The organism is Nocardia flavorosea NBRC 108225 (assembly GCF_001613385.1).
Lineage (GTDB): Bacteria > Actinomycetota > Actinomycetes > Mycobacteriales > Mycobacteriaceae > Nocardia > Nocardia flavorosea.
The window spans coordinates 1-17,668 of sequence record NZ_BDCG01000025.1; the positions used below are offsets into that span (position 1 = coordinate 1).

The window sequence follows — 17,668 nt, forward strand, 5'->3', positions numbered from 1 at the left end:
TTAGCCACCCGACACCAATGCGGCGCCTGCGGATCATCCCCAAACACGGTCCCCCACGGCACCATCAACTCGTCATCTTCGGCACGCGGAACAACATGCACATGCAGGTGAAACACGCTCTGTGTCGCAGCCCGCCCCATGCTCGTAATCACGTTCGCCGAATCATGCCGGCCAGCAGCATATTGGGCGGCCCGGCGCATGGTCGCGGCCGTGACCTTCGGGTCCTCGGTGAAGTCGGCGACATGCAGCTTCGGGATCACCAGGACGTGGCCGTCGACTACTGGGCCGAGCGGGACGATAGCGAGGGCGTCGGACCACTCGTCGACGATCGTGGCCGGCGCTTCGCCTCGGTTGATCTTGCAGAACACACAATCAGGGTTCATCAGTCTGTCTCCACACTCTCGTTTGTTTCTGTTCCGATCGGCTGCGACATGTCAGCCATCACCGCCCACGCAGACCAGCCCATCACCATGTCGGCCGCCATCTCGCCGGCCAACTCCCGATCACTCTCGAACGGCGGGATACCGAGCAGGATGTCCGCGAACCCCGAAAGAGTGGACGCGATGATCCCAGTAAGTCGATCCACCTCAGCCGACAACAGGACGTTCACGCCGCGGCCTCAGCTCTCAGTTCTGCCAGTTTCTCCCGGCACGCAGCCTCAACCCGGTCACGGCCGACACCCCACACGACCACCGCGCAATGATTCGGCACCTCAGACGGGCCCACCTCACGTACGGCATCGAATGCTGGAAGATACTGGAACGTACGCCGCATCTCCATCAACTCCGAGAGCGTGTACGGATCCCGACGTTCACGGCGACGATGCACCCGCGACTGCAACACATCCGCCGGCTCCTCCCACACAATCTCCGACGACGACGAGAACGACGGCTCAACCTCCAGCTCGTCCAGCCAGAACGAGCCGCGCGCCGTCCACACCTCCCAACGCTCAGGCAGACCAGACAGCACATCCCACTCGCCTACCTCGTCGGTAGAGCCGTGGTTGATCAGCCGCGAATACTCCTCAGCCGTCTCCAGGTTGTCGAACACGTGCCGCACCGGTTCCTCGCCGTACCCGAGGTATTCATGCACCAAGTAAACCTTCACGCCACCGTCTCCTGCCCGGCCAGCCGCGCGAGATCAGCCCGATACTGCTCCTCGAACCTGAGCCACGCGCGAACTGGGATACCCGTCACACCCTCTAACCGTTCCGCCCGCGAGAAGGTCACCGCCGCGTACCCGTCCAGCAACTCGTACACCAGGCCAGGGCTGGCCTCTAACAAGTCCGCCATCTGGTCGACGTGGTTCTCTTCCATCCACTCCGCCAGGAACTCGCCCGGCGCGACCGCATAGTTCGTTTCAGTCACGCCGCAGCCTCAAGACTCTTCAACCGCGACACTTCCCGCTCCAGGAACCAAATCGCTTTGGTCAAATCCTCGATCGGATCACCCTTGACCTTGCCGTCGATCCGAGTCGCCCGGATCACATACTGCGCGGCCTGAGACCCGCACGCCGACAACCACTGCGTAATATCGATTGCTTCCGCGCCGTTCGGGAAGCAGTAATAATTCGGGTTAATCGGATCCGCACCGGCGCCAGTCTCGGGCGGCAACTGCCCGCCACCGAACATGCTTGCGCGCCGATAAAATTCGGGCAGACCGTCCATGTTCTTCTCCTGATTCAAGTGCACGGGAATCGTCGGCAACCTCAACTCGGCCGCGACGATCACCCGATGATGCCCATCCCACATCCGCAAACGACCATCCACGGTGCGCGCGACCTCGATCGGCGCCCGGATCCCGTGTTCGCGAAGATCAGCCTTCAACGCCTTCATCCGCTCGGGTTCCAGCTCCCACAGGCGGGCGGCCTCATCACTCCAACTCCAGCCGTCACCGGTCTCGACGTTGTTGATGATGTGCTTGACCGTCCAAAGCTCGATGCCGCTCACTCTGTTCTCCTCGGTTTTGCGAACTGCTCGAACGTCTTGAACACGGCACGCCTCCACTTCTGCTGCTCCTCATGCCACTCGACATGCCGAACCTGATCCCCCACCACGACGCCGCAGGATGCACACGAATCGGTTTGGAGCAACTGCCGGCGGATGTGCTCGACACGCGCCTTCTCCGCCGCGACCGCCTGCTGCACGAACTCCGCGGCACCGTCACGCAACGTCTGGTCGTCCCTCACAACGTCACCACCAGCAGCAGCCCGGCCACCGTCAACGCCAACACCAACACGGCCGACATCGACTTCGCCAACAGCCAAAACAAGTCCCGCCACGGCGCAGGGGTCACCAACCCGAGAACGGCCAGCACACCGATCACGCCCGCCCACGTCAACAACGGCCAGATAGTCGAGTTCAACGGATCGCAGACTTCAGTACGTCGCGGGGCGCCAACAACACTCCCGACTTTCCGGCAACATGCACCTCAGCGACCTCGATAAGCTCGCTATCCTGGTCCAGGTAGTCGATCTTCACGTAATCGAACTTCTGCGACGGCAACACCACAACAACAAGCCCGGACTCGTCGCGATTCACTCCGATCAGCGGCTCAACTGGGCTGAAAGCGGACTCGCCGCCAACGCGCGCGCTGCCGGCCAGCCATGCCCGACCGCCCTCGTCGTAACCCAGCGCGGACATGGGAGCGAACCCGGACTCGCCGACCTGCATGGTTCGGACGGTCAGGTTCATGTGTTCACGGGGAAGGATGGCGTGCTTCATTTTGGTTTCTCCTGGTAAATGGGTGGTTTGATGTCAGCGGCGGTCAGAACGGCGGCTCATCGTCGGGCGCGCTGCTGGTGAACGAACCACCCTGCGGGCTACTACCCCACGGATCCTCTGCGGCACGCGAACCACCGCCACCCTTACTGACTTTCGTCACCTTGACGGTCGCGTACTTCGTCGACACCCCGAACTCGTCGACCTCCAACTCCTGCACGGTCCGCTTCTCCCCCTCACGGGTTTCGAAACTGCGGGACTTCAGCCGGCCAGTCACGATCACACGCGTGCCCTTGTCCAGGTTGGATTCCGCGAGTGCTTCAGCGGGTTCGCCCCAAATGTTGCAGCGTTGGAAGAGGGTTTCGCCGTTCTTCCATTCGTTGGTGTTCTTGTCCAAGTAGCGTGGGGTACTCGCCACCGTGAAGTTGGCTACCGCTTTACCGGCCGGAGTGAATCGGATTTCTACTGGCGCGGTCAGTCCGCCGATGATTGTCAATGTCGCAGACATAAGCTTGTGTCGCTTTCGGGAATGCCGGACTCCTGAATACCGGCGATACAACTAATTCTCTCGCGCGAGTCAAACCACGAATTCAGGCCGCAGAATCATCGTCGACCAAGAACCAATCCCCAACCGTCGACGGCTGCAACGCGAACACCTCAACCCGCGGCGCCTCACCATCCACCAAGACCGTCCGCCCACAGAGCGATCCGTCCCCGCTCCTGTCTTGGGGCAGGTCGAACACCTCCCAGGCGCCCCAAATCCGCGTGGTGTTCCCGAAATAGTGCACGTCCCTGTACGGTCGCAGACTTATGCACTGCTGAGGCCGGTAGATGATCCTGGGAGGCATCGCGGTGAAGTCGTCGAGGTCGCGGCCTGTCGCGTCGCCCCATTGGAGTTCGACACGGGACTGTGGGTCGAGGCGCCACCAACGCGGCCGTACTGCAAGGTCAGACATCCCGGTTCGCCTCCCGCACCTGCTTAACCGCCATCCGCATAGCCCAACGCCACTCATCGGTATCTGAGTACTGGATCAACTCCACCAGATCGTTGCCCGAATGCCGGAATAAGAACACACGCCACAACGTGTGCCCGTGTCCGCAATGGAAACTGCATGTACCGCGCGTCAACTGGCGAACGTCCGCCCGGTATTCACTCATCGCGGGCTTCCTTCTCCAACACCGCACTCCGCGCAACACCGATCGGAGGCAACTGCTGCGACCAACGACCATCAGGACGCTTAGTCACCGGAAACTCACTGCGCGCCCACTCATACGCCCACAAAGCACGATCAAGACGGGCAGCAGGAGAATTAGAAATATAACCTTTCGGGTGCGGGTCATCCATCATCAACGCTTCAAGAGCGGCATGGAAACCCGAACGATCCACCTGAATAGCGCCGGTTTCGGTCATGAATCAATTTTCCCGCCCGAGTCAAACCACCAAAATGGGCGCGAAATGGGAAATGGGCGCGCGTTAAACATTCACCAGCATCGACTAGAATACGTTTTATGAGCGACCAGCCCCCGTTATGCCAGAAATGCTACGAACAGCCCGCCGGCGAGGGGCGCATGCTCTGCCCCGACTGCCGGGAACGCATCAGCGGACGCGCGCAGGACCCGTACGGGGCTTGGTTCGAGGAAGCACGGGCCGCGGGCAGCTGAGCTGGTTTGCGTCAGAGTCTGCCGAGGATGCGGTAGACGGTGTTGCGGCCGAGTCCCATGAGGGTGTGGATTCGGTTGATGGGTACGCCGGCCGCATCGGCTGCGCGGACCAGCTCGTCGCGTCGTTCGTAGGTGACGCGCCAGGCGTTTAGCTCTGCTTCGGCTTGCTCTGGAGTCCAGGTCATGCTCCAAATGCTACATGTTCCAATCGGGACAACAAACCACTTGCATGTATCGTTTGGAGCATGTATCGTTTGGAGCATCAGCAGGCACGAAAACTACAGAGAGTGAGAGCAAGATGGACGAGATTGATGCATTCTTCGCCGAATTCGACGCAGAGCCCACCATCGAGGACATCGTTTGGGAGACCGCTTTCCACCCGATCATCACCCAGGTAATGCGGAACACCCGGGAACACGAACTCCGGATGGCACAAGAAGCCAACGCTCGCGGCCCCATGTCCCGCCGGGACAAGCGCCGGGGACCGCGCACATTCCGCGCCGAGAACGCTCGGGTCACCTACCACCGGCCCTGAAACAGCCACCCGAAAGGGTGGCTGTTTTCGTTTGTCTACTCATCCACTCACCTACCCCTGCCTGTACCGGGCACCGCCGACCCCGAGCGCATCCATCACCCGGTCATGCCACTCGCCGTCATTGGCGTACCCGTCGGCTTCGACCTGCTGCAACACGTCCAGGATCGGCGTGATCACGACAGCATTGAACGCGGCATCGTTCGCACGCCGCTGCTCGGCCCGCGCACGCTCCACAGCCTCCAACTCGGCCCACCGGAGCGGCCCATCCAACCAATACCGGTACTCGTTCTCGTCGTCGATGAACCGCGCACGCGACTCACCGGCCTCAATGACCAGGTACGACCACGACTCATCGGAACAGCAGCCGTCACCGCAGCCAGTCAGTGTCTCGACTTCCTCCGACAGCCAGATCGGGACGTGCTTGTTGCCGCCGACCCTTCCCCGGATCTCATCCGCCAACACACCGACCGCACGCGCGCAAGGGTCGACCACATTATTCGCGTACTCGTCCCACTCGCCGTAAGTCGCTACCGTCCGCTCGCTCATTCGTCCGCTCCCGCCGTGATTCGTTCTTCGACCCACTTCAACGGCACCGGCGCCAAACCGTGCGCGTCCACGCCCACATGCAGTTCACGGCCACGCTGCTTCACCGAGGAGTGCGTGTGCCCGTGCAGCAGCCAACGCCCGACGTCCGGGAAACGCCATTCGGGATACCGGATGACCTCGGTGTGATCGCCGCCCTCACCCGCGTACGGGAAATGGCTGAGCAGGACACGCTGCCCCGCGAACTTCCTGACCGCGGACTGCTGCACCGTCGCGAACACCGTCAACCACTGCGGGAGAGCCTTGTACGCGCCCGAATGCAACGGATGCACATCATCATGGTTCCCGGCGATCAAATGCTTCACACCGGGCCGGGCCGCAATCCATGCGAGCCCGGCCTCCTCATGCCCCCGCCGGCCGATCACATCCCCGAGCACCCAGACTTGATCATCCGGACGCACCACCGCATCCCAACGGCGCGCCAACTCGGCATCATGCGCGTCAGTGTTCTCACCGAAACCGCGCAGGCCAGCAACAAGCTTGTGTCCGCCCACGTGCAGGTCGCTACAGAACCAGATCCCGGTCACGCTGCCCCTTCCGACCCTTTGCCGCAGACTCGTAGAAACGTGCCATCCAACCCGCATCCAGCGAGCAATTCAGCGTCACGCTCGCCATACGCGACAAGCACGGACGGCGCGCCAGCATTGCCCTGCGCGCGAGCGCCATCCGGCAAATGGAAATGCAGCCTGCCATGCAGAAACAACACCGCGGTAGCCCGCCGCCATACCAGATCAACGAACCACCGGGTCTCAGTGCGCGCGAACACCAACGCCGTCCCCTGCCCATGGTCCGCGAGCTTTCCCAACCACACTGGAAGACCCGTGTACGGCGGGTTCAGAAACACTCGACCCACCCATTCGGCCGACAACCCATCCTCGGGCGGCGCGATATGCCGACGCGCCGTATCCCACGGCCGCGGATCAGCTGCGCACGGATCGAGATCGAACACACCCAACGCCCCAATGATGCCCGGAGGGGTCAGCCACACGTTCGACCCCGACCGCGCCGAATGATGTCCACCAATTGCGCGACCTGTTGTCACTCTCTGCTCCAAATCGAATAACCCCCACGAACAGCCTGCACCCCCGGTCAAACCACAAACCGGGGGCAGACACCGAACCAATCAGGCCGCGACCGACTCCGGACCGCTCACCGTTACCCCCAGCGCCTCAGCGACAACCCCGACCAGATCCCGCGCAGCCGGCGGAGTCACAGCATTACCCGCCATCCGCACCTGCTCCCGCCGATTCCCCAACACCACATAATCGCGCGGGAAATCCATCGCCGCAATGATCTCCCGCGGCTCCAACATCCGGAACCGGACATCAGCGATATCCAAAGACGGGCCCATCGCCACACCGTCGGTCTCCCGAGTAGTACGCGTCGGGATCGGTTCAGCAGTGCTCGTCGCCCGCTCCCGCCACGTACCACCCGCCGGAGTCACCAACCCATGATGCCCACCACCCGCCGTCACCGTGCACAACGGCTCAGACACCAAACGATGCTTCGACCCACCACCACGCAACTCCGCCATAAACGCCAACCCCGTCTCATTCCGGGTCGACATAGTCCGCAACGGCCCATCCACCGGACGAGCCTGCTTCCCCTCACGCCCCTCAACCGGGACCGCAAGAGCATCGTTCGACCAATACTTCTCGATCCCCGACTGAATCCGCGCCAGCGTCTTCGCCGCCAACGGTTTCGCCCGATCCCCAATCCGAGTCCCCAGCATCGACCAGTCGATAATGTCCGACGCAGGACGCACCGCAGGCTCAACCACCCGGTTCTGGCACTTCACATTCGGGCACCGGAACACATACTGTGCCCGATACCGCGCCACCGGAGACGACCCCGGCTTGAACACCTGCATCGCCTGCACCGGGCCACACTCCAGGCAAACCGCCGCCGGACGAGTCACCCGCCGAAGATCCGGGCGACGATCACCCTTCCGCCAAAACACCACATACATGCGGTCCCGAGACTGCGGCGCACCCGCCCCGAACAACTGGGCGTGCATCGAGTTCAGGAACACAACCTCATGGTCGTAACCCATCCCGTCCATCGTCGACAGCCACGACCGGAACAACGTCCCCTTCTCCGGCGACCACTCAGGCGCCCAGTCGATCGCGTCAGCCACGTTCTCGACAATCACTGCCCGATACCCGTGCGCCTCAGCGAACCTTGGCACATCCCACATCGTTGCCCGCGACCGCTCCGCAGCCTCATCCGGCAGCGGCTCATCAAACAGGGTCGCCGGCTGAAGCTTCTTCGTGCCCTTCGCCCGAGAATGGTTGGTGCACTCGGGTGACGCCCACAGGATGTCAGTGGTCGGGAAGTAGCGGGGGTCGATCTGCGACAGGTCCGCGCAGATGTGGTCTGCGTCGGCGTGGTTCGTGTTGTGGGTTTCCACTGCCAGCTTCCAATGGTTCGAAGCCACCCGCACTTCGATGCCGGGAATCTGGACCGCGCCCGTCGATGAACCGCCGGCGCCGCAGAACAAATCGGTCAGGGTCAGACTCACAGCGCACTCCTAGCAATCGCGGGATGGTAGAGGGATTCAAGACGGATTTCGGGTATAGACAGTCGGATTCGATCCGTTCGACCGTCAGCGTTGAAACTGGGCAGCATTACGGGCGCATCCTGAGCGAGCTCGGCCACCACGCAACTACAGGATCCGTCGCCGGAAACTGCGTCTGGTATTAAAATACCGTTACTGTGTACAGTATACGCAATTGTCATTTCTCCCCCTCGATACTCCACACGAACACGCTTTCGCCTTCGTCGAGGAGGTCTGCGATATGCAGGAGCGCTTCCCGGAGTTGACCGCCGGGGAGTGTCCGGGCGAAGTTTCGGAGGGTCGCGCGGTCGCCTGGCGTGGTTTTCGCGGCGTCGATGTGGCCGTTCATGCCGCGGTCTTCTTTCCGACGAGACGCACCATGCAGGGTGCGTGTGTTTCGTGTCCGGTTTCGGGGTTGGTGCAGGTTTCGCCCGGTTGGGCGCCGCAGCGCGGACACTGGTCGCTGAACGCACCGTTGACGTGGTAGGCGCCCATACGTGCCCTGCGCATGGGCCGCTGCGACGGTTTCCGTTCAGCGATTTCGCCAGCAATGTCGATGACGTGCTGGGTGTCGATGCGACTGGGGTTGATCTTGTAGTGGAGGTGAACAGCTTCGACCGCAGCAGGTTTCGGCAAATGCCCGATCTGCTCGTGCCATTCGGTGATGAGGTCGGGGGTGATCTCGCGCTGGTCGTAGTCGCGAACCAGTTCCAGGATCGCGACCGTGTCAACCCGGTTCATGACGCACGCTCCACCGAGTACAGGTCGGCGACACGGAGGGCTTGGGCAAGTTCTCGCCGGCGGTCCCGGAACCCGAGGGCGGCTTGCTTCTTGGCGGCGAACAGGGCTTTGAATTCGTCGAGCCGTTCGGGCTCCAGTTGGCCGCGGGGTGTACGTCCGAGCGCGACCGCCAAAGCGACCTCACGGGAGAACGCGTGTGCTTCCCGCGGCGTGTAACCCATGTCCTGGAACACGTGGTTCGCCAGCTCCATTTCGTCGACCCGGTCTTTCGGCAACTGAGCGAGGACGTCCCGACGGAAGGCGTGGGCGTGACGGATGATGTCATCCGGCGTCGGCCGGAACTGCTCGGCTTTCTCGCCACGCTGCTCGGACCGGGTGGTGTTGATGCGACTGTGGTGGTCTCGGGCGTGTTCGACGCCGGCAACCAAGTCCTCGACACACAACCCGGTCTTCTGGAAGTGGTTGGCCCAGGCTGCGGCGGTGGGGACGCTGATCTTCGGGAACCACAGATCGAAGTCTTGGAGGTTTTGGAAGACGGCTTTGGCGGCGTCGAGGTAGTAGGGGTCTGGTGTCGCGTTCATGCGGTGGCGCTCCAGTCGGTGAAGTCGATGGCGGGCTGTGCGGGTTCGGCGTCGATGACTTGCATCAGTGGCCGCTGGTGGGCGACTTGACGGTTGAGTTCGTCGAATGTGGCGTTGAGGTCGGCGCGTTTCCTGTCGCCTGCGGTTGCCGGGGGGCCAGGGGTGGCGTGGGTTGCGGGCCGTGGACGCGCTTTGCCGAGCCAGGTATGGAATGCGGCGTTCCAGTCGACTTGGAGGCGTCCGTTGGCGAGGGCGTGGTTACGGAACTGATCGGCTTCGTGTTCGAGGTCGACGCCCATGCGCCCGGCTTTGTGTCGATGTGTGTCGGTTGGCGCCCACTCCTCGGGGATGGGGGCGGGTTCGCGCCTGCGCTGCCGACTGGTTTGCGCTGGGGGTGGCGCGTCCGGCTCGCCGGGGTCTGCCGCGCGAGCGGTATGAGGTATGTAGGTCTGCTGTATGCGGTCTGCCGTATGCAGGTAGGAAACGGACCGATCCGCATTACCAATCGGATTGCCAATCGCATTACCAATCCGATTGGTGTTCTCGACCGGTTCGGCATTACCAATCCGATTACCAATGTGATTACCAATGTGGTTGGTAATCCGGTTGGTGTAGCCGTGCTCTTCCAGGTCCGGGCGGGTCATCAACCGGGCCAGGTGCTCACCTGAGATCGGGGACGAGAACGACGAGTACTCGGGGTGCTCGGCGTGGGCTCGCTTCACCTCGGTCACGACGGCGGCACGCAGGGTGCGGGAGGCTACGGCCCCGTAGGCGCGGACAACGGAGATCCCCATCTTCGGGTTCCGCAGGAGTTCGTCGCTGCGGATTAGTGCCCGAACCAACGCCTCTTCGGTGTCGGGGTCGAACAGCACGAACCGGGCTTCTTCGAGTTCCGCCGCGGCTGATTCGATGCGTTCGGGGGTCCAGCCGGCGGCGCGGACACGCAACCGGGTGGGGCGCCAGTCGACGCGACCGCAGTAGGACATTTCGGGGTCGGTGGCGAGGACGAAGTAGAGGTGCTGTGCGGGTGGAGTGAGGTTGAGGAAGTCGTCGTCTTCCCACATGGACAACTGGAAACGGGCATATTCGCGAGGCATTAGGCACTCCCTGCCGGGGTCTGCTCGATGTATTCGAGGTAGTGGCGCGCGAACTCGGGTAGCAGCTCGGGGGTGTAGGCGTCGAGCTGGCCGCGCAGGAACGTGTACGTGAAGTGGAAAGCGCCCGCAAAAGTGAGACCCGCTTCACGGATGGCGGTTGTCAAGTTCGTTGCGAGCTGGTTGTCATGGGAATAGTCGGCCGGAAGTACTTCCCACAGGATTACCCGTAGGATCAGGTCAATGACGTCATGCGTGACCGGAAGATCGTTCGTTGCGTAGTGGTTGAATTTCGATTCCAGTCCGGCCAGCACCCGATGGTTTGCAAACATTTCAGTGATGGCCTCCGGCGACAGCGGCACCTTCTCGCCGCTGTCGTCCGCGCATCGACGTTCGATGATGTATCGCACCAATTCGACGGCGGGCATTTCATCGCTGTCCATCCAGCGTCCGCCGTTGGCCGCCGCGTGCCATTGAGTAATCGACGCGTCGTCAACTTTGATCCCACCGAGTTTCGAAGCCAGTTGAAGGATGTCGAGAACTTGTTCACGGCTCCACTCGTTGCCGCTGGCAATCTGACGGGTCACTCCCTCTGGCTCGGCATGTCGCCCGCGCACATGGAACTCGCTCACCTGACCGCCCGCGATCTCCCGGGCCCGCACCTGTGCCTGCTCGATGCGCTTCCAGCAGCAGCCGCAGAAGTATTTCCAGACTCGTTCGGCGCCGCGGACGGTTCTCGTGTTCATGGCGACGTCAACGAGCGCCTCCAAATCGGAGAACGTCAGGCCAGCGGCGAGAAACTGACGGACCGACAATCCGAAGCCGCTAGGGAGTTCAAGTGGACGGCCACCCGCAGTCCATTCCTCCCATATGGCCCGGAACCTGTCCTCCGTGGCGCGATTGTCGGCGTACTCGGCTTCCCGTTCCGCGGCGGCCTGTTTGAGCGCGTCGGACCAGCGGATGGCGTCGGCTGACACTTCGGCGACGCGGGCAGCATCGGGTGCGATGGAGGTTTTGCCGCCATTGCAGTCAGCGCAGGCAGTGAACAGGTTCCCGGGCTCGTCGGTGCCACCGAGAGCAACCGGGGTTACGTGGTCGATGGTGAGCTTCACGTCGGGCGCCGTTGCACCGCAATAGCGGCAAGTGTGCGCGTCGCGGCGGAAGATTTCGAATCGGAGGCGGCGTGATACGGCCATGAGTGTTCGGGTTCCTTCGAGGAGGTTTAGGCGGCGGTTTGTTGGCGGCGGGCGGCTGCTCGTTCGCGTTGGCCGCGCATGCATTCGGCGCAGGCCCGGTGTCCGCGCCGCCCGGTGACGGTGTTTGCTGGGGTGCGGGGATGGTTGTTGACGCACACGGGCCGGTCCTGGACTTTGATGCCGGCCGCTATCCAGTCGGGTTGTGCACGCGGGTCGTCGATATCGATGCCGTCCCATGCGAGCGGGGGGACGTGTCCCGCTGCGCGGGCGACTTGGATGCTTTTCCGGCTGGGGCCGGGGGTTCCGGACAGGGCGTTGTACAGGTCGCGGATTTCGGCCCACCGCTGGTAGGTGACGTGTTTGCGGCGGGCGCACAGGTTGAGTCCGCTTACGTCGATTCCGAGCCGGTCGGCGAGCAGTGTGGTGGACCATCCGATGGCGTTGAGTGCGCGGAGGCGGCGTGCGGCGCCGATGCCGAGGACCCTGTTTTGTTTCGGGTGGGGGTGGTGGGTGGTGGCTCGGATGGCGGCGGCGAGTTCGACGCGGACGCGTTCGATGGCGCCGATGTCGATGTAGCGGATGCATTGTTTGGTGCATCCTGCGCTGGCGGCGATCATCGGATAGTTGATTCCGATGGTGGTGAGTGACCGGATGTGTTCTTGGATTGGGGCGGTGTCGGTGTATACCTGGATGTTGTTGGCTTTCCGGTACCGGTAGCGTTTCGTTCTGCGGGTGCCTGACGTGATGGTCATGCCGCCTCCCGCAGGGTTTTATTTCGGGCACGCCTCAACCCGATGTCGGCGGCTTCAGCGGACACCTGGAGTAGTTCCGCGACACGGGCGGCTGTGTATCCGCGCCGGGCTGCGAGCCGGTACGCGGCGCCCTTCTCTGCCCGGTTGAGCGGCCCAGAATCGACACCATCGACGACGCGTTCAATCCGCACCCAGTCCACCCCGTGCGCGGCGTCGGGGTCACCGAAATCGGGGCTACTGTCGGGATGGTCGATGTCGATTCCGTCCCACGCCATAGGGGGCGCGTCCCCATTGAGTCGCGCGAGGTACGCCGCTTCATCTGACGAGCCAGGCACATGCGACAGGTCGCGGTAGAGGTCGGCTACCCGCAGCCAGGTGGCGCCGGCGATGCGATGCTTATTGCAGATATTCGATACCGCGTTGGGGCCGACGCCGAGCAGTGGCGCGATATCCCGATTGGAATGCCCCAACGCTCGCAGTGCGCGCAACCGTCGCCCGGCGCCGAGAGCAGGCACCCGGAACGATGCCTGATTCGCGGTGGGGACATGGGTAAGCGTCCGGATGCGTACTGCGCGACTGGTGTAGACGATGTTCTGGTTGCGGTGCCCGATGCGGATGTGCCGGATCGCCATCTGGGAGATTCCCGCTTCGGCGGCGAGCGCCTGATCGGTGAATCCGAGACCGGAAAGCCATCGCAAATGCTGCTGCAATGGCGTGATATCGGTGTACCCGGAAATTCCGCGGGCTCGCCGGATAGAACTGCTCTTGCAGCGAAGGTACGGATCTTGCACTGGGATCTGCGTGTACACGTTCACGCGGCTACCCCCAGGTGATGGTTGATGCGGGTCCAGGAGATGCCGAGCTTTCGGGCGATCTGGTTGCGGTTCCAGCCGTGTTCCGTGTACAGGGCTCGCGCGTATGCGGGTTTGTCTACGGCGGCGACTGTGACGTCTGCACCGGAGATGATGCGGTCTAGGATGATCGCGTCCACATAGGGTGTGCCGCGGGAGTACTGGTCTATGGCGGTCTCCGGGTCGATCCGGTTTATGGCTGCGGCTAGGTTTGGGTGCACAAAGCTGGCGCGGCCCTGCCAGATCCGGTTGAGGGTGGTGGAGTGCACTCCGAGCCCGTTGGCGAGACGGTTCGGGACGACGCCTTGGTTGATGAGGTCGCGGAGTTTGGTTCGGCTCGGTTCGGCGGGCCGGTATCCACGGGCGAGCCAGTAGCGGCTGTTGCCGGCAGTGGTGCCGCTCATGCCGCAGTCGCTTTCTGGGTGCGCACGGGCCACTCGACGGAGACGTCGTCGAAGGGCCGGTTGTTGCGGCGGAGGTAGTCGATGTAGGAGTACTGGCGTTCCCGGTACCAGTTGGCTTGGGATTCCATGAGACTGTCGGCAGACGCGAGAGCGAGGACGTGATAGACGCGCGGCATCTTCCACGCCAGGCGAGCCGCGGCGAGGGCGTCACCGTCGGCCGAGTGGGCGCCATCGAGGCGCACCCCATAGTGTTCGCAAACATCCGCGAGGGTCCGCTTACCTTTCCGGTATGCGTCGAATTCGCGGTCGATGGTGAACGGGTCCACGATCAGACCCCGGACCTCGAACCCCGGCGAATGGTTCGCGATGACCGTGAAATCGAAGCTCGCGTTATAAGCGACGACGGCGCGACCGGACTCCCACGCGACGTACAGGGCTTCCACAACCTCCGCGACCACTTCATCGTGCGGCCGTCCGTGTTCGCGGACGTACTCGTTCGTGATGCCATGCACGTCGGTCGCCTCAGCAGGTATTTCGATCCCGGGATTCGCTACCCAGGTGCGGGAGTCGACCTCGGATCCGTTGATTGCGGCGACGCATGCCGTGACGAGACGCGCGGTGTTCGGGTCTGCGGAGGTCGTCTCGGTGTCGACCGCGCAGAGCGGCATATCAACCCAGCTAGTCACTGTTTTCCTCGGCTTCGAGAATGGATTCACCTGGCGCCATGTAGAGGGCACGGAATCCGGGATTGTCATTGGAATAGCGGAGGGCACGAAGTTCGGAGAGGTCGTCGTTCCCGAAGTAACGGACCTCGAACGCGTCCCCGCCGGCGCCTGGCTGGTCCCCGACGTTCGGATAGGCCAACCAGGCGCCGTTGTCGATGCGAGCCATTGCCTATCCCTGCGGATCCGGCGGGAAAATGCCCTCATCGGCGGGCGGGATGTCGCTCTCTGTGGGGGCCTTGACCTCGTTGCTGAGGGTGTTGGCGCGTTCTTTCCAAAGCTGCACGAGCCGGTTCCGGTGCTGCCCGAGATCGAATGTCTTCAACTGGGCGGTGATCGCATCGAGTTCCGCGCGGTCGGCGGCGGTCTCGATCTCTGCTGCGATCTCATGCGCCTGGTCGTCGGTGATCATCGGCAGTCCGGCAGGCAACGGCTCGACGACGTACGGCGCCCGCTTCCCACGTGTCACAGTCAGGGCGAGGGTGAGCCGTTTGTCGATGTGCGACATGTGGGAGATGCGGATCCCACCGACCTTTTCCGGCCCGAACTTGATCTCGGGGTCGCGGTAGATCTTCAACCGGCGGCCCGCGTAGGTACTCGACTCGGCACCCCAGGCGTTGATGAGCACGCGGATCATGCTTTTCCCAGGCCGATACGGGCGTTTGGGCCCGAATTCGGCGGTCACGATCTCGACCGGCTGTTCAGCGTTGCCGCGGCGGGTTTCGACGATGGTGACGACCCGCGGCCCGGACATCAGATCATCTGCGTTGATCTGGTCGCTCTTGGGTGCGGCGGCTTCGGAGATGTCCATCAAATTGCCTTTCGGGAGCGTGCTTTTCGATGCTTGATGCCTGCCTGTCGTTGACAGGCGCGGCAGAAGCGTTTGCCTGATGGAGCCACGTACAGGTTGGCTCCGGAGTAGGGATGGCCCGCCGGGCACTGACTCTTGCGATGGTTGCCGAGGGAGCGCCGGTAGTTCTCGTCTCGGGTGACCGCTTCGAGGTGCCTGGGGTTGACGCACAGCCGGTTGCGGCACAGGTGGTCGATCTCCAATGCCCTCTGGGATGGGCCCGACGTAGTGCTCATAGGACCAGCGGTGCGCATAGACGCGGCCCGTCTGGTCGAGGGATGTTCGCCCGGCAAAGAAGTACCCGTACCCCGACTGGCTCGCGGTGCCCGCAGTCCACACGACGCATCCGTTTTCGCCCGGTTCGGTCTTTTCGACGAAGCGCTCCAGAGCTGGCCGCAGCACGTGGCCGACCTCGAAGACCATGGCTAGAACACCAACCCGTGCTCGATGACCCGCTCGGTCACGGGAAGTCCCTCGACGCGCTCCATGTACAGGCGCGTCATCTCTGCGGCGTTGTCTTCGAACGCCTGCAAAGCCGCGATGATCGCTTCGAACCAGCGCGGGTCCGGGTACACCCGCTTCGTCCACATCGGCATCCCGCCGCAATATGAGATGTAGTCCAGCCACTGACGACCCGACACGAGCAGCCCGCACTGCAACTGCGGCATGACCTCGGCCGGGGGCTGTCCGGCCAGGATGTGCGCGAGGTGGATTTTCGACTTCCGGGACTTGATCTCGATCAATCCGTCGCCGTCGACGAGCCCGTCCGGTGAGTAGCCGATCCGGACACCTTCCAGTTCGCGGACCATGAAACCGGTTTCGTGGACGGGGGCGTAGTGCTGGCTGTAGATGTCTCGGGCGCGGGGTTCGTCTTCGATGCCACGGAACATGTCGTCGCTCATGAACGTCGGGTCGGTCCAGCCCGTGATGCGTTCGGCGACGAGCAGGGCGGTGAGTCCGCGGGATGTGTCGTTGTTGGCGGGTTTCAGCGTTTTCGCGGTGACGAGGTCGCCGATAACCGAGGCGGTGACGAGTCCGCGGCGTGCTGCCAACCATTCGTCCGAGCCCTGGACGAGGTCCGGGTAGACGGTGATGGGTGCTTCGAGCCATGCGCGGGTGTCTGGTGTGTGGGGCTCGACGAGCCGGAGCCTGTTTGGGGTGGTCATCAGTTGCTCCAGAGGGTGCTTGACCAGTCGAGGAGGTAGGCGATGGCGCCGAAGAACACGCCGGTCGCGATGCAGAACAGGGCGGCGATTGCGTTGTCGGCGAGGGCGCGGAGCCTGGATGGTTTGGGGGGTGCCGTATTGTTGGTGGTGGACATGCCACGGCCTTTCGGTTCGGTTTGGTGCGTGGGTGTCTGGCCCGTCTCCAATGCCAGTTGGGGGCGGGCATTTTCGTTTAGGGGGCTCGCCTAGCTGGTGGTGAAGTAGACGTTCAACAGTTCGCCGGGGAAGGCGCGTTGGAAGCCTGCGACGAATCGGTGTCCGGGGTCGGCGTGGCCGTTGAGGATTCGGCTCAGGGTGGCGCGGTTGACGCCGAGGTGTTGGGCCATGCCGGTTTTGGAGGTGATGCCTCGACGGTGCATGAGCTGGGTGAATGGTTCGGGGCGGAGTTTGAGGACGGGTCGAGACATGAGGGGTGTTTACCTTTCGGTGTAGTGGCTGTTCTACACCCTAGTGTAAACACGGACGCAGGTTACGTCAACGCGACGGTGCCAGTACGGATGTACGGGTTGAAATGTGAATGTCTCAGATGCGCCGTGACCTGCGCGTTTTGTCCGTATCGGATGCGTAAATGTGACGGCCGGTACGAGTCAAACTGTTGGAACTAACAAGTGGTTGATCTACTATCGTGAAGTCAACCCTCTATACCCCTACCGGAAGGCCGCGCAGTGAGCGACACCGACAACGACAGCAGCCCCCCGGCCTCCTACAGCTGGATCGACTACGTCAACTCCCTCTGCCACATACACCACCTCACCCTCCACCAATTCACACAGAGAATCGGCGCCAGCGCCTCCGTCAGCACCAAATGGAAAGAAGGCGGCACCGTCCGCGCCGGCACCGCCCTCACCATCGCCCGCGAGTTCAACATCCCCTACCAGGAGGTGCTGATCGCGGCGGAACTGGCCGAACCCTCGGACTTCGACTACAAGGGCAGTTCGCAAGTCCTCCAGCTCGCGGCACTGCCGAACGACACACTCATCGAGATCTTGAAAGAGCGGTTGATCCCCGACGAGGAACGCGACCCCACCCTTGCCAAGCCCGCCCCTAAGTCCGGTGATCTGCGGCGCCGGCGGATACCTGTAGAGGAGCCGCCCCGGGTTGCGCGTCGTCGCACCAACGGGAAATAGCGGAAACGTGGCCGCTCCCCCACCGGGACCGGCCACGACACCTAATCT

33 protein-coding genes are annotated in these 17,668 nt (G+C 62.9%); 3 read left to right on the forward strand and 30 right to left on the reverse strand.

The window, feature by feature from the left end; translation table 11 throughout:
* The 10 genes from NFL01S_RS30945 to NFL01S_RS35885 all read right to left on the reverse strand — a co-directional run.
* Positions 1-368: HIT family protein (locus NFL01S_RS30945; RefSeq protein WP_218019646.1), on the reverse strand; the 368-nt coding region annotated here is incomplete at its 3' end.
* Between the two features lie 14 nt (positions 369-382).
* The gene (locus NFL01S_RS30950; protein ID WP_062979868.1) at positions 383-610 is read right to left on the reverse strand and encodes a hypothetical protein; all 228 of its coding nucleotides are present in this window, start codon (positions 608-610) and stop codon (positions 383-385) included.
* Positions 607-1,107 (reverse strand): hypothetical protein, encoded by a 501-nt coding sequence (locus NFL01S_RS30955; protein WP_062979869.1) that lies wholly within the window; start codon positions 1,105-1,107, stop codon positions 607-609. Before NFL01S_RS30955 ends, NFL01S_RS30950 begins: the two co-directional genes overlap by 4 nt.
* Complete coding sequence (locus NFL01S_RS30960) at positions 1,104-1,367, reverse strand: helix-turn-helix transcriptional regulator (protein WP_062979870.1); 264 nt, start codon at positions 1,365-1,367, stop codon at positions 1,104-1,106. Before NFL01S_RS30960 ends, NFL01S_RS30955 begins: the two co-directional genes overlap by 4 nt.
* Complete coding sequence (locus NFL01S_RS34980; protein WP_084493408.1) at positions 1,364-1,948, reverse strand: ParB N-terminal domain-containing protein; 585 nt, start codon at positions 1,946-1,948, stop codon at positions 1,364-1,366. Before NFL01S_RS34980 ends, NFL01S_RS30960 begins: the two co-directional genes overlap by 4 nt.
* Complete coding sequence (locus NFL01S_RS30970; protein WP_062979871.1) at positions 1,945-2,187, reverse strand: hypothetical protein; 243 nt, start codon at positions 2,185-2,187, stop codon at positions 1,945-1,947. Before NFL01S_RS30970 ends, NFL01S_RS34980 begins: the two co-directional genes overlap by 4 nt.
* Positions 2,184-2,363 (reverse strand): hypothetical protein, encoded by a 180-nt coding sequence (locus NFL01S_RS35880; RefSeq protein WP_157117145.1) that lies wholly within the window; start codon positions 2,361-2,363, stop codon positions 2,184-2,186. The genes NFL01S_RS30970 and NFL01S_RS35880 overlap by 4 nt, the downstream gene beginning before the upstream one ends.
* Entirely contained in the window at positions 2,360-2,722 is a 363-nt protein-coding gene (locus NFL01S_RS30975; protein ID WP_157117147.1) for a hypothetical protein, read from the reverse strand. The genes NFL01S_RS35880 and NFL01S_RS30975 overlap by 4 nt, the downstream gene beginning before the upstream one ends.
* Before the next feature lie 43 nt (positions 2,723-2,765).
* On the reverse strand, positions 2,766-3,227 hold the full coding sequence (gene ssb / locus NFL01S_RS30980; protein ID WP_062979873.1) for a single-stranded DNA-binding protein: 462 nt from the start codon (positions 3,225-3,227) through the stop codon (positions 2,766-2,768).
* Between the two features lie 642 nt (positions 3,228-3,869).
* Positions 3,870-4,130 carry a hypothetical protein gene (locus tag NFL01S_RS35885; RefSeq protein ID WP_157117149.1) on the reverse strand — a complete coding sequence of 87 codons (261 nt, stop codon included), beginning with the start codon at positions 4,128-4,130 and terminating at the stop codon, positions 3,870-3,872.
* Between the two features lie 98 nt (positions 4,131-4,228).
* Between NFL01S_RS35885 and NFL01S_RS35890 the strand changes: the two genes are divergently transcribed.
* A complete protein-coding gene (locus NFL01S_RS35890) occupies positions 4,229-4,381 on the forward strand; it encodes a hypothetical protein (RefSeq protein WP_157117151.1) in 153 nt (50 codons plus the stop codon).
* 11 nt (positions 4,382-4,392) lie between these two features.
* Here NFL01S_RS35890 and NFL01S_RS35895 read toward each other — a convergent pair whose 3' ends face one another.
* Positions 4,393-4,566 (reverse strand): DUF6003 family protein, encoded by a 174-nt coding sequence (locus NFL01S_RS35895; protein ID WP_157117153.1) that lies wholly within the window; start codon positions 4,564-4,566, stop codon positions 4,393-4,395.
* 113 nt (positions 4,567-4,679) lie between these two features.
* On the opposite strand from NFL01S_RS35895, the gene NFL01S_RS30990 reads away from it, so the two are divergent.
* On the forward strand, positions 4,680-4,916 hold the full coding sequence (locus tag NFL01S_RS30990) for a hypothetical protein (protein ID WP_062979875.1): 237 nt from the start codon (positions 4,680-4,682) through the stop codon (positions 4,914-4,916).
* A gap of 51 nt (positions 4,917-4,967) precedes the next feature.
* On the opposite strand, the gene NFL01S_RS30995 is transcribed toward NFL01S_RS30990, so the two are convergent.
* The 19 genes from NFL01S_RS30995 to NFL01S_RS31070 all read right to left on the reverse strand — a co-directional run bounded on the left by NFL01S_RS30995 (position 4,968) and on the right by NFL01S_RS31070 (position 16,900).
* On the reverse strand, positions 4,968-5,462 hold the full coding sequence (locus NFL01S_RS30995) for a hypothetical protein (RefSeq protein ID WP_062979876.1): 495 nt from the start codon (positions 5,460-5,462) through the stop codon (positions 4,968-4,970).
* Positions 5,459-6,046 carry a metallophosphoesterase gene (locus NFL01S_RS31000; protein ID WP_062979877.1) on the reverse strand — a complete coding sequence of 196 codons (588 nt, stop codon included), beginning with the start codon at positions 6,044-6,046 and terminating at the stop codon, positions 5,459-5,461. The genes NFL01S_RS30995 and NFL01S_RS31000 overlap by 4 nt, the downstream gene beginning before the upstream one ends.
* Positions 6,043-6,561: a DNA N-6-adenine-methyltransferase gene (locus NFL01S_RS34985; RefSeq protein ID WP_157117155.1), complete on the reverse strand. Its 519-nt coding sequence runs from the start codon at positions 6,559-6,561 to the stop codon at positions 6,043-6,045. The genes NFL01S_RS31000 and NFL01S_RS34985 overlap by 4 nt, the downstream gene beginning before the upstream one ends.
* 81 nt (positions 6,562-6,642) lie before the next feature.
* A complete protein-coding gene (locus NFL01S_RS31005) occupies positions 6,643-8,040 on the reverse strand; it encodes a DNA cytosine methyltransferase (protein ID WP_062979878.1) in 1,398 nt (465 codons plus the stop codon).
* Between the two features lie 214 nt (positions 8,041-8,254).
* Complete coding sequence (locus tag NFL01S_RS35900; protein WP_157117156.1) at positions 8,255-8,425, reverse strand: hypothetical protein; 171 nt, start codon at positions 8,423-8,425, stop codon at positions 8,255-8,257.
* A complete protein-coding gene (locus NFL01S_RS31010; RefSeq protein ID WP_062979879.1) occupies positions 8,422-8,817 on the reverse strand; it encodes a hypothetical protein in 396 nt (131 codons plus the stop codon). The genes NFL01S_RS35900 and NFL01S_RS31010 overlap by 4 nt, the downstream gene beginning before the upstream one ends.
* A complete protein-coding gene (locus NFL01S_RS31015; RefSeq protein ID WP_062979880.1) occupies positions 8,814-9,398 on the reverse strand; it encodes a hypothetical protein in 585 nt (194 codons plus the stop codon). Before NFL01S_RS31015 ends, NFL01S_RS31010 begins: the two co-directional genes overlap by 4 nt.
* Complete coding sequence (locus NFL01S_RS31020) at positions 9,395-10,495, reverse strand: hypothetical protein (protein ID WP_062979881.1); 1,101 nt, start codon at positions 10,493-10,495, stop codon at positions 9,395-9,397. The genes NFL01S_RS31015 and NFL01S_RS31020 overlap by 4 nt, the downstream gene beginning before the upstream one ends.
* A complete protein-coding gene (locus NFL01S_RS31025) occupies positions 10,495-11,688 on the reverse strand; it encodes an HNH endonuclease (protein WP_062979882.1) in 1,194 nt (397 codons plus the stop codon). The genes NFL01S_RS31020 and NFL01S_RS31025 overlap by 1 nt, the downstream gene beginning before the upstream one ends.
* Before the next feature lie 26 nt (positions 11,689-11,714).
* Entirely contained in the window at positions 11,715-12,440 is a 726-nt protein-coding gene (locus NFL01S_RS37230) for a hypothetical protein (RefSeq protein WP_062979883.1), read from the reverse strand.
* Complete coding sequence (locus NFL01S_RS31035; RefSeq protein WP_062979884.1) at positions 12,437-13,150, reverse strand: transcriptional regulator; 714 nt, start codon at positions 13,148-13,150, stop codon at positions 12,437-12,439. The genes NFL01S_RS37230 and NFL01S_RS31035 overlap by 4 nt, the downstream gene beginning before the upstream one ends.
* Positions 13,151-13,251: 101 nt before the next feature.
* Positions 13,252-13,695, reverse strand: a complete 444-nt coding sequence (locus NFL01S_RS31040; protein WP_062979885.1) for a hypothetical protein — start codon at positions 13,693-13,695, stop codon at positions 13,252-13,254.
* Positions 13,692-14,381 carry a 3'-5' exonuclease gene (locus NFL01S_RS31045; protein ID WP_084493411.1) on the reverse strand — a complete coding sequence of 230 codons (690 nt, stop codon included), beginning with the start codon at positions 14,379-14,381 and terminating at the stop codon, positions 13,692-13,694. Before NFL01S_RS31045 ends, NFL01S_RS31040 begins: the two co-directional genes overlap by 4 nt.
* A complete protein-coding gene (locus tag NFL01S_RS31050; protein WP_062979887.1) occupies positions 14,374-14,586 on the reverse strand; it encodes a hypothetical protein in 213 nt (70 codons plus the stop codon). The genes NFL01S_RS31045 and NFL01S_RS31050 overlap by 8 nt, the downstream gene beginning before the upstream one ends.
* A gap of 3 nt (positions 14,587-14,589) precedes the next feature.
* On the reverse strand, positions 14,590-15,228 hold the full coding sequence (locus NFL01S_RS37730) for a hypothetical protein (RefSeq protein WP_062979888.1): 639 nt from the start codon (positions 15,226-15,228) through the stop codon (positions 14,590-14,592).
* Positions 15,228-15,521, reverse strand: coding sequence for an HNH endonuclease (locus tag NFL01S_RS37735; RefSeq protein ID WP_084493412.1), 294 nt, complete (start codon positions 15,519-15,521; stop codon positions 15,228-15,230). Before NFL01S_RS37735 ends, NFL01S_RS37730 begins: the two co-directional genes overlap by 1 nt.
* A 171-nt stretch (positions 15,522-15,692) precedes the next feature.
* A complete protein-coding gene (locus NFL01S_RS31065; RefSeq protein WP_084493413.1) occupies positions 15,693-16,433 on the reverse strand; it encodes a lambda exonuclease family protein in 741 nt (246 codons plus the stop codon).
* Positions 16,433-16,588, reverse strand: a complete 156-nt coding sequence (locus tag NFL01S_RS35915) for a hypothetical protein (protein WP_157117158.1) — start codon at positions 16,586-16,588, stop codon at positions 16,433-16,435. Before NFL01S_RS35915 ends, NFL01S_RS31065 begins: the two co-directional genes overlap by 1 nt.
* Before the next feature lie 90 nt (positions 16,589-16,678).
* Positions 16,679-16,900, reverse strand: a complete 222-nt coding sequence (locus NFL01S_RS31070; RefSeq protein WP_062979890.1) for a helix-turn-helix domain-containing protein — start codon at positions 16,898-16,900, stop codon at positions 16,679-16,681.
* Positions 16,901-17,158: 258 nt separating this feature from the next.
* On the opposite strand from NFL01S_RS31070, the gene NFL01S_RS31075 reads away from it, so the two are divergent.
* Complete coding sequence (locus NFL01S_RS31075) at positions 17,159-17,620, forward strand: hypothetical protein (protein WP_062979891.1); 462 nt, start codon at positions 17,159-17,161, stop codon at positions 17,618-17,620.
* Positions 17,621-17,668 lie beyond the last annotated feature (48 nt).

Bases quoted from the DNA above. Each gene is read 5' to 3' on its own strand.
- NFL01S_RS35915 (WP_157117158.1), bottom strand. From the start codon at position 16,588: ATGTCCACCACCAACAATACGGCACCCCCCAAACCATCCAGGCTCCGC.
- NFL01S_RS37230 (WP_062979883.1), bottom strand. From the start codon at position 12,440: ATGACCATCACGTCAGGCACCCGCAGAACGAAACGCTACCGGTACCGG.
- NFL01S_RS35890 (WP_157117151.1), top strand. From the start codon at position 4,229: ATGAGCGACCAGCCCCCGTTATGCCAGAAATGCTACGAACAGCCCGCC.
- ssb (WP_062979873.1), bottom strand. From the start codon at position 3,227: ATGTCTGCGACATTGACAATCATCGGCGGACTGACCGCGCCAGTAGAA.
- NFL01S_RS30990 (WP_062979875.1), top strand. From the start codon at position 4,680: ATGGACGAGATTGATGCATTCTTCGCCGAATTCGACGCAGAGCCCACC.
- NFL01S_RS37735 (WP_084493412.1), bottom strand. From the start codon at position 15,521: ATGCGCACCGCTGGTCCTATGAGCACTACGTCGGGCCCATCCCAGAGG.
- NFL01S_RS37730 (WP_062979888.1), bottom strand. From the start codon at position 15,228: ATGGACATCTCCGAAGCCGCCGCACCCAAGAGCGACCAGATCAACGCA.
- NFL01S_RS31050 (WP_062979887.1), bottom strand. From the start codon at position 14,586: ATGGCTCGCATCGACAACGGCGCCTGGTTGGCCTATCCGAACGTCGGG.
- NFL01S_RS31070 (WP_062979890.1), bottom strand. From the start codon at position 16,900: ATGTCTCGACCCGTCCTCAAACTCCGCCCCGAACCATTCACCCAGCTC.
- NFL01S_RS31010 (WP_062979879.1), bottom strand. From the start codon at position 8,817: ATGAACCGGGTTGACACGGTCGCGATCCTGGAACTGGTTCGCGACTAC.
- NFL01S_RS31025 (WP_062979882.1), bottom strand. From the start codon at position 11,688: ATGGCCGTATCACGCCGCCTCCGATTCGAAATCTTCCGCCGCGACGCG.
- NFL01S_RS35900 (WP_157117156.1), bottom strand. From the start codon at position 8,425: ATGAACGGCCACATCGACGCCGCGAAAACCACGCCAGGCGACCGCGCG.
- NFL01S_RS31065 (WP_084493413.1), bottom strand. From the start codon at position 16,433: ATGACCACCCCAAACAGGCTCCGGCTCGTCGAGCCCCACACACCAGAC.
- NFL01S_RS30995 (WP_062979876.1), bottom strand. From the start codon at position 5,462: ATGAGCGAGCGGACGGTAGCGACTTACGGCGAGTGGGACGAGTACGCG.
- NFL01S_RS31040 (WP_062979885.1), bottom strand. From the start codon at position 13,695: ATGAGCGGCACCACTGCCGGCAACAGCCGCTACTGGCTCGCCCGTGGA.
- NFL01S_RS35895 (WP_157117153.1), bottom strand. From the start codon at position 4,566: ATGACCTGGACTCCAGAGCAAGCCGAAGCAGAGCTAAACGCCTGGCGC.
- NFL01S_RS35885 (WP_157117149.1), bottom strand. From the start codon at position 4,130: ATGACCGAAACCGGCGCTATTCAGGTGGATCGTTCGGGTTTCCATGCC.
- NFL01S_RS31020 (WP_062979881.1), bottom strand. From the start codon at position 10,495: ATGCCTCGCGAATATGCCCGTTTCCAGTTGTCCATGTGGGAAGACGAC.
- NFL01S_RS31015 (WP_062979880.1), bottom strand. From the start codon at position 9,398: ATGAACGCGACACCAGACCCCTACTACCTCGACGCCGCCAAAGCCGTC.
- NFL01S_RS30975 (WP_157117147.1), bottom strand. From the start codon at position 2,722: ATGAAGCACGCCATCCTTCCCCGTGAACACATGAACCTGACCGTCCGA.